At 29.9% G+C, this 13,395-nt stretch carries 14 protein-coding genes; 8 read left to right on the top strand and 6 right to left on the bottom strand.

Features of this window, described 5'->3' with window-relative positions:
- Window positions 1–18 precede the first annotated feature (18 nt).
- Entirely contained in the window at window positions 19–480 is a 462-nt protein-coding gene (locus Q9968_RS01650; protein WP_305512835.1) for a hypothetical protein, read from the bottom strand.
- Window positions 481–597: 117 nt separating this feature from the next.
- Here Q9968_RS01650 and Q9968_RS01655 point away from each other — a divergent pair, with 117 nt between their 5' ends.
- Window positions 598–1,800, top strand: a complete 1,203-nt coding sequence (locus Q9968_RS01655) for a GMC family oxidoreductase N-terminal domain-containing protein (RefSeq protein WP_305512837.1) — start codon at window positions 598–600, stop codon at window positions 1,798–1,800.
- A 3-nt stretch (window positions 1,801–1,803) separates the two neighbouring features.
- Here the strand turns inward: Q9968_RS01655 and pyrI are convergent, their stop codons facing one another.
- The 5 genes from pyrI to hisA are packed head-to-tail and all read right to left on the bottom strand — an operon-like array spanning window position 1,804 to window position 5,025.
- A complete protein-coding gene (gene pyrI, locus Q9968_RS01660) occupies window positions 1,804–2,274 on the bottom strand; it encodes an aspartate carbamoyltransferase regulatory subunit (RefSeq protein ID WP_305512839.1) in 471 nt (156 codons plus the stop codon).
- An 8-nt stretch (window positions 2,275–2,282) separates the two neighbouring features.
- Window positions 2,283–2,768, bottom strand: a complete 486-nt coding sequence (locus Q9968_RS01665) for a flavodoxin (protein ID WP_305512841.1) — start codon at window positions 2,766–2,768, stop codon at window positions 2,283–2,285.
- An 18-nt stretch (window positions 2,769–2,786) separates the two neighbouring features.
- Window positions 2,787–3,809 carry an N-acetyl-gamma-glutamyl-phosphate reductase gene (gene argC, locus Q9968_RS01670; RefSeq protein WP_305512843.1) on the bottom strand — a complete coding sequence of 341 codons (1,023 nt, stop codon included), beginning with the start codon at window positions 3,807–3,809 and terminating at the stop codon, window positions 2,787–2,789.
- A 12-nt stretch (window positions 3,810–3,821) separates the two neighbouring features.
- A complete protein-coding gene (locus Q9968_RS01675; protein ID WP_305512845.1) occupies window positions 3,822–4,283 on the bottom strand; it encodes an adenylyltransferase/cytidyltransferase family protein in 462 nt (153 codons plus the stop codon).
- A gap of 1 nt (window position 4,284) precedes the next feature.
- Window positions 4,285–5,025 carry a 1-(5-phosphoribosyl)-5-[(5-phosphoribosylamino)methylideneamino]imidazole-4-carboxamide isomerase gene (hisA, locus tag Q9968_RS01680; protein WP_305512847.1) on the bottom strand — a complete coding sequence of 247 codons (741 nt, stop codon included), beginning with the start codon at window positions 5,023–5,025 and terminating at the stop codon, window positions 4,285–4,287.
- Between the two features lie 82 nt (window positions 5,026–5,107).
- Here hisA and Q9968_RS01685 point away from each other — a divergent pair, with 82 nt between their 5' ends.
- From Q9968_RS01685 to Q9968_RS01715, 7 genes are all read left to right on the top strand, one after another.
- Window positions 5,108–6,058, top strand: coding sequence for an AraC family transcriptional regulator (locus Q9968_RS01685; protein ID WP_305512849.1), 951 nt, complete (start codon window positions 5,108–5,110; stop codon window positions 6,056–6,058).
- Between the two features lie 219 nt (window positions 6,059–6,277).
- Complete coding sequence (locus tag Q9968_RS01690; protein WP_305512851.1) at window positions 6,278–8,068, top strand: ABC transporter ATP-binding protein; 1,791 nt, start codon at window positions 6,278–6,280, stop codon at window positions 8,066–8,068.
- Window positions 8,069–9,814, top strand: a complete 1,746-nt coding sequence (locus tag Q9968_RS01695) for an ABC transporter ATP-binding protein (RefSeq protein ID WP_305512853.1) — start codon at window positions 8,069–8,071, stop codon at window positions 9,812–9,814. It abuts the gene before it with no gap.
- 47 nt (window positions 9,815–9,861) lie between these two features.
- Window positions 9,862–10,443, top strand: coding sequence for an MptD family putative ECF transporter S component (locus Q9968_RS01700; RefSeq protein ID WP_305512855.1), 582 nt, complete (start codon window positions 9,862–9,864; stop codon window positions 10,441–10,443).
- Window positions 10,444–10,453: 10 nt separating this feature from the next.
- Window positions 10,454–11,173: an energy-coupling factor transporter transmembrane component T gene (locus Q9968_RS01705; protein ID WP_305512857.1), complete on the top strand. Its 720-nt coding sequence runs from the start codon at window positions 10,454–10,456 to the stop codon at window positions 11,171–11,173.
- Window positions 11,166–12,611 carry an ABC transporter ATP-binding protein gene (locus tag Q9968_RS01710; protein ID WP_342765938.1) on the top strand — a complete coding sequence of 482 codons (1,446 nt, stop codon included), beginning with the start codon at window positions 11,166–11,168 and terminating at the stop codon, window positions 12,609–12,611. Before Q9968_RS01705 ends, Q9968_RS01710 begins: the two co-directional genes overlap by 8 nt.
- 79 nt (window positions 12,612–12,690) lie before the next feature.
- Window positions 12,691–13,395, top strand: a complete 705-nt coding sequence (locus tag Q9968_RS01715) for an ABC transporter ATP-binding protein (protein WP_305512859.1) — start codon at window positions 12,691–12,693, stop codon at window positions 13,393–13,395.

Below are 13,395 nucleotides of genomic sequence, written 5' to 3' on the forward strand. Positions count from 1 at the left end.
CTCAATAATAATTTAATATTATTTGTAACTTGAAGGATCGATGGGTTCAAAGCTGTTTAATTCATTTACTTTTTCAAGACATTCACTGGCATTGCTGATGATTTTATCAGGAGTCCCTTCAACTCCCCAAACAGTGATAGTAGTTGGTATTCCGTTAATTTTAATTAATTCAACACAACCATACCTTTGATTTATTTCATCTGTGAAATTAAATGTATTGTGGATAGTTCCATTAACTACAGTATAATTACAATTTGTATTGTTTTTATACCATTTATCGTCGGTATCGTTATCATCTGATTCTAATTCAAAATCGCCTATATCAATGTGTAAATTAGTAAGAGGAGATTCAAGTGTGTCATCATCTATTGTTTTGTATGAATCAGGTGCCTTTATAGAATTTATATTTATATCTTCTCCAGATACAATTCCTATTGTGAAAATTAAAATTAAAACTGCAATTAAAATTTCATTTTTCATAATTTCACCATATAAATATTTATTTTGTTGTATTAATATATTTTAACTGATAAAACATAATTTTTTTATAGATCAAAGTTTATATAACCATTGTTAATGAAATATTTTGGTGATTGAATGTTTGTAGTTATAGGTACTGGAGCGGGAGGGGCTCTAATAGCTCGTGAACTTGCAAAAAACGGTGTTTCAGTAACTATTTTAGAAAAAGGACCTTATATAAATTCAAAAGATGCATTTGACTATTATGATAAATATTCTAATGATATAGATTTGCTAACAGCCACTTGCATTGGTGGTGCAACTATTGTTTCAATGTCCAATATGGTAAGGGCATTGGATAGTGAATTACATGAATATGGTATTGATTTAACAGATGAATATAAGTATGTTGAGGATTTAATTGATGTTCATCAACTTGATGATTCTCATATTGGTAGGGGAACTCAGGCGTTTCTAGATGCCGGAAGAGAAATGGGGCTTGAAACACTAAAAATGCCTAAATCAATTAGAGAAGATGAGTGCATTCAATGTGGAAAATGTGCATTGGGATGTCCAGTAGATGCAAAATGGTCTGGAAAAGACTTTATTGATGAAGCAGTCGATGCTGGAGCTAAATTAATATGTGATGCTGAAGTAATTGAAATTATTAATGAAAATAATCAAGTTTGTGGTGTAAAATATATTAAAGATGCTAATGAAGAAATTATTGAAGCAGATAAAGTAGTATTATCTGCTGGCGCTATTAGTTCCACATTAATTTTAAGAAATTCGGGTATAAAAGATGCTGGTCGTGAAATATTCTTTGATCCGTTTGTAAGTGTTGGAGGATACATAAAAGATATTAATTTTAATAGTGAAGTACAAATGGCAGGTCTTGTAATTGGTAGAAATTTTGTATTGTCACCTCACTTTTCCTCATTTATTCGTGGAAATATTGATGATGATTCCGTAACTGATAGGGATATATTAAGTATCATGGTAAAAACATCTGATGAGTGTAAAGGTTATGTGGATGATGCTGGAGATGTTGTTAAGATTAATACTATAAATGATATTAGATATTTAGCTGAAGGAGTTGCTACTGCAGGATTTATCTTACAAAAAGCAGGTGTTGACCCAAAAACTATCGGTTCAACAGTTTATAGAGGAGCACATCCTGGTGGAACTGCAAAAATAGGGAAAATAGTGGATGGGAATTTGGAAACAAAAATTTCTAATTTATTTGTTTGTGATGCAAGTGTACTGCCAATATCACCTGGAAAACCACCGATATTGACAATACTTGCCTTATCAAAAAGACTAGCAGATCATATAAGATAAACATTATTCAAATTGCTTATCAATAGCTTCTGTTTTTATTAATTTTTCACAATAATGGCACCTAACAACAGGAGGGTATTTGTTGATTACATTAAAATAGGGTATAATTGGTTCATTCTCGTAATTTGTGATACATTTTGGATTGGTACATTTGATTATTGAGGAAATTTTATCTGGGAGAACAATTTTATCTTTTTTAATTGGTTTATAATCTCTGATAATGTTAATAGTTGCTTTAGGCGCAATTAAAGCTACTTGATTAAGTTCTTTAGGGTCTAATTCTCTATTTTCAATTTTTACAATATCTTTCCTACCAATTTCTCCAGAATAAACATTCATAGCTACTGTAACATTTTTAGTTTCAGAATCTGGTAATCCTAATATTTTAATGATGTGTAGTGCTTTATTAGCACTAATGTGATCAATTACAGTGCCATTTTCAATAGCTTTAATTTTCAATTCTGATTTTTTCATGTTTGCACCTAATACATTTTTAAATCTTTAATTTCGATCATTGCTTCAGCATCATTAACTAATTTTTCAGGACTTTTGTCTTTAGTTTGGATACTAAAGCTTTCAATAACTCTTCCTCCTCGCAATTTAACTTTTTCTTCAAGTCTTTCAATGTTTGAATTTCCACGATTGTCCATTGTAGCAAATAAAATAACATCTTTTGCTCTTAGGTCGCATCTGTCAACTATAGTTAAGATTGCAGGGGTGGGATTTCTTGACCAGGTAGGTGTTCCGAAATATATTGTGTCATAATCTCTTAAATCAACTTGAGCAGGAATAATTTCGGTTTTTGTTTCTCTAAATGCATTAATTGATGAAATCAATTTATTTCTTAATCCTTCACGATTTTTTAAATCATAAATTCTTATTAAATCTGCATTTAAATGTTTAGCTAATGTTTTTGCAATCAAATCTGTTGTTCCACCTTGTGAATAATAGATTATAACTCTTTTCATATTCAACCTCCTTCGAATTTAAGGATGAAGACCAAAGTGTGTTAATCCTAAGGTTTCATCAATTCCAAGTATAATGTTCATGTTTTGAATAGCTTGACCCGATGCTCCTTTAACGAGATTGTCAATACATGATAACATTATTATTCTTCCAGTTTCATCAATTTCAAATCCTCCAATATGTACGAAGTTAGATCCGCGTACAGAACTTAGGTGCGGGATTTCTCCTTCGTCCATAAGTTTAATGAAGAATTCTTCACCGTATTCTTTCTCGTAAAGTTTTCTTATTTCTTCTGGTGTAATATCTATATTTTTCTCATTTAAAAAGCTATGGCTTGTAGTTTGAATTCCACGGTTTACCGGTACTAAGTGAGGGGTAAATGATACTTTAACATCATCAAATCCATGTAATTCTTGTTGAATCTCAGACATGTGTCTGTGAGAGGATATTTTGTATGGATTTACATTATCCGCAATATTTGGGTAATGTGTTGTACTGGATGGATTTATTCCGGCTCCACTAACTCCAGTTTTTGAATCAATAATGATTCTTTCAACTAACTCATTTTTAACTAATGGATATGAGGATAAAATGGCTCCAGTTGGAAAACATCCCGGATTTGCAATAAGATTCGCTTTTTTAATTTCATCCCTGTATAATTCTGGAAGTCCAAAGGTGCCTTTGTTTTCTTTATCAGTGTGTTCCATTCCATACCATTTTTCATAAATTTCTCTATCACGGTATCTGTAGTCTCCACTTAAATCAACTACTTTAGCTCCAGTTTCTAAGATTTCCGGTACAATTTTCATTGATGCTCCGTGAGGTGTTGCAGTAAATACAACATCTGCATCTAAATCACTAGGACTTTTATTTGTAAATACAAGCCCTGAATCTCTTATATGTGGGTGAACTTTATGTGCAGGGGTACCATCGTATTGTCTTGAGGTAATGTCAGTTACTTCTACTTCAAGATGGTTTAAAAGCATTCTTAAAAGTTCTCCACCGGTATATCCGCTTGCTCCTATTATTGCTATATTAAACATTTCTTAATCTCCTTAATCTTCACAATTATCTAAAATTTTACCTTCAAAGTTAGTTCTTTTTACTTTTTTAATAATTTTGCAGCTGCTGTCAAGTTCACAATCGCGATATTTTTCTATTCGCATAGCTTTAGCTTTTAATCCTCTTTTATCAATTGCTTCCTGTAATTTACTAATGTTATGTATTTGATCAGCTCCAACTGTGATAATGTCCGGGTCGATTTCACGAACAATTTTAAAGATATCTCCATTTGCATCACCGAGATAAGCGTCAGTTACAGGCTTTAACATTTTAATTAATTCTAAACGTTGGTCCTCTCCAACAATAGGTATTCTTTTTCTTTTCTTAACTGTTGCATCTCTTGCCACAACAACATAAAGCTCAGCATCTTCTCCACCAAGTTTTTTTGACTCTTCTAAGTAAACTCCATGTCCTGGGTGGAGTATATCGAACGTTCCGGTCGCCATTACTTTCATCTTAAATCCTCTTTTGATATTTTAAAGCTTCACTTAAATCAATTTTATCTTTATAAAGTGCAGAACCGATTACAATTCCTTCCACATCACTTTCCTTTAATTTTTTGATGTCTTCTATTGTGGTGATTCCGCCTGAATACACGATTGGCAAATCTACAGATTTTTTTAACTCTTCTACGGGTTCAGTGTAAAATCCACCTAATAATCCTTCAACGTCAACGTTTGTAAATAAAATACTGCCTGCACCATGTTCTTTAAACTCGTTAGATAATTCTGATGGGCTTTTATCAATTTTTTCTTGCCATCCTTTAATAACCACTTTGTTGTTTTTACTGTCAAGCGAAATCATAATTCTGTCTGAACCATATTCTTTTGAAAGTTCTTCAATGGTTTTAGGGTGTTGAATTCCCATTGTTCCAATTATTAATCTTTCAATATCTAAATCTAAGAGTTTTTTAGCATATTCAACATTTCTGATCCCGCCGCCAAGTTGAATTGGAACTGATATTTCTTTTAAGATTTTTTTAATCACTGGAAAGTTGACAACTCCATCAATTGTTCCATCTAGGTCAATAACATGTATAGTTTTAGCTCCCAAATCTTGCCAATGGAGAGCAATTTCTTCGGGGTTTTCTATTTCAACCATTTCGCTTCCAGGTTTTCCCTGAACAAGCTGAACACATTTGCCGTTTTTTATATCGACTGCAGGCATTATTAACATTTCATCTTTTTTAAATGACATTTGGATTTTCCTGTAATATTTTATTATATTATTATTTATAATTTTGAAATGTTTTATATGTATTGATTATATAGTTAATATTATGAATGAAAATCTCTATAAACTGTTTGGCAAAGTTGTAATTTCTGATTTTAATATTGTTGATGAAGGATTAAAAAAGACATTTAAGCTGGGAAATAATTCTGAATACGGTGAACTGGTGACATATTCAATTTTTCCAGGAATTGTAATTTCTTATATTGATGTATATGTCGAGAATATAAATGATTTATTTATTGAAGAAAAAGTTAATAATCGATTATTGGAAATTAATCATTGCTTGGAAGGCAGATATTCATATGAAGTTGCTGATGATAAAACGGTTTATTTTGGAAAAGGAGATTTATGCGTTAGCGTTTACAATTTAACTAAATCTATTTCTGATTTTCCATTAAACTATTATAAAGGTTTGGAGATTTTCATCGATGTAGATATTGCTAATGATTATATTAAGGAATATATCCCGGATTTTGATTTGATTGGATTATATGAAAGTTTATATTCTTCTCAGGGGTATATGCTAGCTAGATCTAATGATAAAATAGATCATGTAATTGGTGAATTATATAATGTTGATGAAAGAATTAAAGATTCTTATTATAAATTAAAATGTTGTGAATTATTATTATTTTTTTCAATAACTGATTTTTCAAAGGATGAATCCATTTCATTATCCAAAAAACAAGCAGACATAATTAATCATGTTCATAATGATTTGATTAATGATTTAGAAAGTAAAATCACCATTGAAGAGCTTGCTAAGAAGTATGGCATTAGTAAAACTTCTATTAAGAATTGTTTTAAGGAAGTTTATGGAAAACCTATTTTTAAATGGAGAAAAGAGTATAAACTTGATTATGCTTGCAAATTAATTGAAGAAGGGGATTATTCTATTAGTGAAATATCAAAAATGGTTGGATATACATCTCCTTCAAAATTTAGCCAGGCTTTTAAAGAGTATGTTGGTTGCACACCAAGGGACTACAAAATTTAATATTGTCCTTTTGGTATATTTTATGTCTTTTTAGTTCAAATATATTTATATACTTTTTAATATTAACTTTATAAATGAAAATAGGTTTGTTTAAGTTATGTTTTAAAAAATAGCTAAAGTTTCTCTTTTATTAGATTTTTAATTTATTTTAAATGGGTTGTCTTTTCAGACTATTTTAAATTTTTAGGCAAACCTAAGTTAGAGTTTAAGGAGATATTTATGCCAAACGCTCAAAATAAAAATAAATTTATCCGATTATTGAATTATTCTGGAAACTATAAATATTTAACCATTTTAGGTTGTGTATTATCAGCTATAAGTGCAATATTTTTGTTAATTCCTTTTGTATATATTTGGGATGTTGTTAATGAGATATTGATGGTGGCTCCAAATTTTTCTCAAGCACAAAACTTAGGGGAATATGCATTTAAAGCATTTCTCTATGCATTTTTGGGGATTTTAATTAATTTCGTTGGTTTGATGTGCACTCACCTGTCAGCTTTTAGAAACGAAAAAAATATGAAAAATGCAGCCATGAACCATTTGCTCACCCTGCCTTTAGGATACTTTTCAAATCATACAAGTGGTGGTTTGAGAAAAGTCATTGATTTCAGTACTTCAAAAACTGAAGGATTCCTTGCTCATAAGATATTTGATTTTGTGGGGGCAGTTGTAACTCCAATAGTATTTTTAATTTTATTATTTAGTTTCGATTGGTTATTAGGTTTAATTTGTCTTATTCCAATTATATTGTGTTTTATATTGATGTATCCAATGTTTTCAGGTGAATCACAAAATTTAATGGTTCAATATCAAATATACTTGGAAAAAATGAATGCTGAAGCAGTTGAATATGTAAGGGGAATACCTGTTACAAAAGCATTTCAACAAACTGTTTTTTCATTTAAAAATTTCATTGATGCAATTAGGAATTATGGAAGATTTTCAGCAAATTATGCTTTGTCAACTCAACTTCCAATGACTGCATTCACTGTATCTATTAACGGATTTTTTGCGCTGTTGATTCCAGCAGGAATATTACTTGCCGGATCCCTTATTGATATAAAATTCTTATCTAATTTTATATTTTATGTAATATTTACACCAATGTGTGCAGTAATGATGAATAAAATTATGATGGTTTCACAGGATTGGATGCTTGCATCTCATGCCCTTGACAGTATTGAGGAAATTTTAAATGAAGAACCGTTAGTTGAATCTTCAAATCCTCAAAAACCTAAAAATCATTCAATAGAGTTTGAAGGGGTTGTATTTGATTATGAAAATACTGATTCAGATGAGCACATCTTAAATGATATTAATTTAAAAATCAATGAAAATGATTCAATTGCATTGGTCGGACCTTCTGGTGGAGGTAAAACTACAATCGCTTCTTTAATTCCAAGATTTTGGGATGTAAATCAGGGTTCCATTAAAATAGGGGATGTTGATGTAAAGGATATTTCCATAAAAGAGTTAATGGAAAATATTTCCTTTGTATTCCAAAATACCACTTTATTTAAAGATTCAATTTACAAAAATGTAGCAATTGGTCGCAAAGGTGCTTCAAGAGAAGAGGTTAGAAGAGCTTTAAGCCTTGCACAATGTGATGATATTATAGATGATCTTCCTGAAGGAATTGATACTATAATCGGAAGTGAAGGAACCTATCTTTCAGGAGGTCAACAACAAAGAATAGCTCTTGCAAGAGCAATACTTAAAGATGCTCCAATAATTATTTTAGATGAAGCAACTGCATTGTCTGATCCTGAAAATGAATACATGATTCAAAAAGCAATTTCAGAAATTACAAAAGATAAAACTGTTATTATGATTGCACATAGATTATCTACTATTAAAAATGTAGATAAGATATTTGTAATTGATAATGGAAGGATTGTAGAAGAAGGTAATCATGATGATTTAGTTGAAAATGAAGGATTGTATTCAAGAATGTGGGATGAATTTAATCGCTCTATTCAATGGAAAGTTAAAAGTGAGGTGATTTAAATGTTATCCGAATATTTTATTGAAAGATTTGGACTAACTAAAAAAGGTGCTGATAATTTAATTAAAGGAATAATATACACATCACTTCAGAACATTTCATTCATGTTTCCAGTAGGATTATATGCAGCATTACTTTACATATGGATTAATCCGTTAATTGGTGGTGAGATAATTGATCCTAACTTGGGGATGTTTATTGTAGCAATTTTGATTGTTTTAGGAATCATATTTGCACTTTCATGGAAACAATATCATTTTGTATATAATACTACCTATATTGAAAGTGAAAATAGAAGAATCAATCTTGGTGAAAATTTAAGGAAGCTGCCGTTATCCTTTTTTGAAAGAAGAGACTTAGCAGATTTAACATCAACAATTATGAATGATTGTACTGATTTAGAGCATGTTTTTTCACATGCAATTCCACAATTGATTGGTTCTATTGTTTCATTAATATTTGTTGCAATTGGTTTATTGATCTTTGATTGGAGATTAGGCATTGCACTTTTATGGGTGGTTCCAGTTGCATTTTTAATATTATTTATTTCAAGAAAAATAATTAAAAAAGGTTCCAATATTGTAATGGCTGATTTACTTGAATGTGGAGATTCTATGCAAGAATGTATAGATTCAATTCGTGATTTAAAATCATATAATTATGAAGATGATTATTATTCTAAACTAGTTAGAATCACATCTAATATTGAGAAGTCAAGAATTAAATCAGAATTGATGTCATCTGTAGGAGTTATTACTGGAAATATTGTTTTAAAATTAGGAATTATTTCAGTAATTTTTGTAGGTTCCTATTTGATAATGAATGGTCAGATTTCAATTTATACACTTTTAATCTTTTTAATCGCTTCTGCATCAATATATAATCCAGTTGAAAATGGATTGCTATTTTTAGCTGAAATATTGATTATGGATAATAAAATTGATAGAAGTAAGGAAATTGAACGCCAAGTTATTGAAGGCGGATTGATTGACTATTCATTAGATGGTTATGATATTGAATTTAAGGAGGTTAATTTTAATTATGATAATTTAAAAGACGTTTTAACTGATATTAGTTTCACAGCTCATCAAGGTGAAGTAACTGCACTTGTAGGGCCTTCTGGTGGAGGTAAAAGTACTCTATCTAAATTATCTGCGAGATTCTGGGATCCAGTTTCTGGTACAGTATCTCTTGGAGGTCAGGATTTATCTAAATTAGATTCCGAAAAACTTCTAGAAAACTTTTCAATCGTTTTCCAGGATGTTGTATTATTTAATGATTCTATTTTAGAAAACATACGTGTTGGCCGAAAAGATGCAACTGATGAAGAGGTAATTGAAGTAGCTAAACTTGCAGAATGTGATGAATTTGTTCAAAAACTTCCAGAGGGTTATAATACGGTCATTGGTGAAAATGGCGAGTTATTGTCTGGTGGTCAAAGACAAAGAATTTCTATTGCAAGAGCTTTACTTAAAGATGCTGATGTTATCCTTTTAGATGAAGCTACATCCTTTTTAGATGTAGAAAACGAAACAAAAATTCAAAAAGCTTTATCCACTTTAATTAAAAATAAAACAGTCATGATTATCGCTCATAGAATGCGTACTATTGCAAATGCAGATAAAATCGTTGTTTTGGATGATGGTAAAATCGCTGAACAAGGAACACCTGATGAGTTAATAGCTAATGACGGATTATTTAAAAAGATGGTGGATTTACAAAAATTAAGTGGAGAATGGGAAATTTAAACATTCTTCGTTATTCAATATTTAACAAAAACTTCGGAGGAATTTTAATGAGTGAAAGATTTAATATAAAAGACTTAATCATTGTTGGTATTTTTTCAGTGATGTTGACTGTAGTAATTTTTATTTTCGGAATGTTAGGTTTTATACCTGGAATAATGGTAGCGCTTCCAATTATTATAGCATTGGTTTGTGGAATCCCATATATGTTATTTATAACTAGGGTTTCTAAATTTGGAATGGTTACTTTGATGGGTTTAATTTTAGGAATTGTGATGTTTTTAAGTGGTCATACATGGGTTCCATTAATCATATTTACTTCCAGTGCTTTAATTGCAGATTGTATCTTAAAAATGGGTAATTATTCATCTATTAAACATGTTATTGTTAGTTATGGATTTTTTATATTGGGTATAATGGGTAATATGTTGCCATTTTTCATTTTAAGAGATTATTATATAAAATCTATGGCCGCTTCAATGGGCAGTGAATATGTGGATTTTGTTCTCCCATTCTTAAAACCAGAGTTTTGCATTGTACTAATAGTTCTAACATTCGTCTTTGGATTATTAAGTGCATATATTGGAAAATTGGTATTGAAAAAACACTTTGAAAAAGCAGGTATAGCTTAAGGCGATATTGATGGGATTAGAACTGAATTTTAATATTGATCCAAGAACCAAAATTATTATTCTTGTATTGTTAAGTTTCATGGTTTTTAATGATGTTTCATTATATATTAGTGGTATTTTAGTTTTAATTCCATGTATTTGTTTATTGTTTTCAAATCATGTTAAATCTGCAGTAATATACATTATAATCTACATAATTGCTAAATGTCTTCAAAATTTCATTCTTCCAACTTCAACAGGTATTTTAACAATATTGTTTGTGTCTTTTAGTTATATTGCCACTAGAATGTTGTCCATTATGATGATGGGATATTATACAATAAATACAACAAAAGTAAGTGAATTTGTGACATCAATGGAAAAAAGTAATGTGCCCAAATCTATTATTATTCCACTTTCAGTCGTGTTTAGATATATTCCATCAGTTATTGAAGAAATAAAATCAATTACTAATGCAATGAAAATGAGAGGATTTGGTTTAAACTTTAAATCTCTAAAAAATCCGTTAAAACTAGTTGAGTTTTATATGATTCCAATTTTGATTAGTGCTGTTAAAACATCAGATGAACTATCTGCGGCTTCTCTAACAAGAGGTCTAAGTAATCCTAAACAGCGAACTCATTTATATGAAGTTAAATTTAAAATATGGGATTTCCTACTTTTAGCTATTACTTTTATTGGTTTTGGAGTTTATATTTATAATTTCATTGGAGGTAGATTATTTGCTTAAAATGGATAAAGTTTCATTTTCCTATGGGAATAATGGCAATGGGAATAATTTATCTGACATTAATTCAAATATTAAAAAAGGTGAGGTTATCCTTCTTTGTGGTGAGTCTGGTTGTGGAAAAACAACAATGACTCGTTTTTTTAATGGTCTTATTCCTAACTTTTTTGATGGAAAAAGGGAAGGTGAAGTTTATTTAAATGATAAATCAGTTAGTAAATTGCCAATATATGAAATTTCAGAACATATTGGTTCGGTTTTTCAAAATCCCAAAACACAGTTTTTCAATGTGGATACTACTTCTGAATTAGTTTTCGGATGTGAAAACTTGGGTTTTGAAGAAAATGAAATTAAAAATAGATTAAAATCTGTTGTAAATGATTTTGATTTAAAACAGTTGCTTGATAAAAATATTTTTAAATTATCTGGTGGTGAAAAACAGAAAATTGCTTGTGCCTCTGTTTCAGCCACTTTTCCAGAAATTTTAGTTTTAGATGAACCTTCATCTAATTTAGATTCACAATCAAGTTGGAATTTGGAAGATATCATAAAGAAATGGAAATCACAAGGTAAAACAGTTATCATTGCAGAACATAAATTATTCTTTTTAAAAGATGTTATTGATCGAGTAATTTTTTTAAAAGATGGAAAAATTGCTAATGAGTATTCAGCTTTGGATTTTAAAAATTTAGATTATAGAAAATTGGGTTTAAGACAATTAAACTTAGATAATATAACTTGCAAAAGAAAGAATTATTATTCTTCAAAAAATGAATTTTTAGAACTTAGAAATTTTAAACTTAATTATGGCAAAACTCAAGCTTTAAATATTGAGAATGCTAAAATTCCAAAAAATGAGATAATAGCAATTATTGGGAAAAATGGCGCTGGAAAATCCACTTTTGCAAATTGTTTATGTGGTCTTAAAAGATCATGTAAAGGAGAGCTATTTTTCGAGGGTAAAGTGTTAAAAAGAAAAGACAGATTAAAAAAGACATATATGGTAATGCAAGATGTAAATCATCAGTTATTTACTGAAAGTGTTTTAGATGAAGTATTATTAAGTATGGATGAGGAAAATGAAAAACTCGCTGAAGAAATTTTAACCAACTTGAATTTGATTGATTTAAAAGATTCTCATCCTATGGCTTTATCTGGGGGAGAAAAACAAAGAGTAGCTATTGCATCTGCAATTGCTTCTAAAAAAGAAATATTAATTTTTGATGAACCAACATGTGGGCTTGATTTAAAAAATATGATGAAAGTTAGCCAAAACCTTGTTTATCTTCAAAAAATGGGAATCACATCATTTATTATAACTCATGACTTCGAGTTAATTATGGAGGCCTGTTCTCATATATTGCATTTCTGTGGTGGGGAAATTATTGACAATTATAAAACCGATGAGGCAAAATTAAAGAAATTCTTTTTAAGAAATTGATTTTTTGGGAATACCTAAATTTAAATACTTTATTTGATATATTATTGAATGGACAATTATACATTAGAAGGTAATATTAATGAGCACAATTATCGAATTTAAGAATGTGAGCAAGATCTATAAATCTGGCGGTCACGTTTTAAAAGCTATGGACAATGTTAATTTTACAATCGATGAAGGGGAGTTTGTTGTAATTCTGGGACCCTCAGGGGCAGGCAAATCAACACTTCTAAATTTATTGGGAGGTCTTGATTCAGTTACTTCTGGTGAAATCATTGTTAAAGGCAATCATGTTGAATCATTTAATGATAATCAACTAACTGAATACAGAGCTAATAATGTTGGATTTATTTTCCAATTTTATAACTTGATTCCTAATTTAACTGCATTGGAAAATGTTGAATTAATGAAAGATATTGTAGATGTAAATATCAATGGTGAAGCTGTACTTTCATCAGTTGGTCTTGAGGATCATTCAAATCAATTCCCAGCACAATTATCTGGAGGGGAACAGCAAAGAGTATCAATTGCAAGAGCTGTTGCAAAACAACCTACTATGCTTTTATGTGATGAACCGACAGGTGCACTTGATTCAAAAACAGGTGTGTTGATTCTCAATTTACTTCAAGATATGAGTAACAACCAAAACACAACCGTCGTTATAGTAACACACAATGCAATACTTGCAGAAGCGGCCGATAAAGTAATCAGAATTAAAAATGGTCAAATTGAAGATATGGCAATTAATGAAAATCCTAAAAAAGTAACTGATTTAGAATGGTGA

The organism is Methanobrevibacter sp. V14 (genome assembly GCF_963082475.1).
GTDB lineage: Archaea > Methanobacteriota > Methanobacteria > Methanobacteriales > Methanobacteriaceae > Methanocatella.

Bases quoted from the DNA above. Each gene is read 5' to 3' on its own strand.
- hisA (WP_305512847.1), bottom strand. From the start codon at position 5,025: ATGTCATTTAAAAAAGATGAAATGTTAATAATGCCTGCAGTCGATATA.
- Q9968_RS01655 (WP_305512837.1), top strand. From the start codon at position 598: ATGTTTGTAGTTATAGGTACTGGAGCGGGAGGGGCTCTAATAGCTCGT.
- Q9968_RS01690 (WP_305512851.1), top strand. From the start codon at position 6,278: ATGCCAAACGCTCAAAATAAAAATAAATTTATCCGATTATTGAATTAT.
- Q9968_RS01715 (WP_305512859.1), top strand. From the start codon at position 12,691: ATGAGCACAATTATCGAATTTAAGAATGTGAGCAAGATCTATAAATCT.
- argC (WP_305512843.1), bottom strand. From the start codon at position 3,809: ATGTTTAATATAGCAATAATAGGAGCAAGCGGATATACCGGTGGAGAA.
- pyrI (WP_305512839.1), bottom strand. From the start codon at position 2,274: ATGAAAAAATCAGAATTGAAAATTAAAGCTATTGAAAATGGCACTGTA.
- Q9968_RS01675 (WP_305512845.1), bottom strand. From the start codon at position 4,283: ATGAAAGTAATGGCGACCGGAACGTTCGATATACTCCACCCAGGACAT.
- Q9968_RS01685 (WP_305512849.1), top strand. From the start codon at position 5,108: ATGAATGAAAATCTCTATAAACTGTTTGGCAAAGTTGTAATTTCTGAT.
- Q9968_RS01700 (WP_305512855.1), top strand. From the start codon at position 9,862: ATGAGTGAAAGATTTAATATAAAAGACTTAATCATTGTTGGTATTTTT.
- Q9968_RS01665 (WP_305512841.1), bottom strand. From the start codon at position 2,768: ATGAAAAGAGTTATAATCTATTATTCACAAGGTGGAACAACAGATTTG.
- Q9968_RS01650 (WP_305512835.1), bottom strand. From the start codon at position 480: ATGAAAAATGAAATTTTAATTGCAGTTTTAATTTTAATTTTCACAATA.
- Q9968_RS01705 (WP_305512857.1), top strand. From the start codon at position 10,454: ATGGGATTAGAACTGAATTTTAATATTGATCCAAGAACCAAAATTATT.
- Q9968_RS01695 (WP_305512853.1), top strand. From the start codon at position 8,069: ATGTTATCCGAATATTTTATTGAAAGATTTGGACTAACTAAAAAAGGT.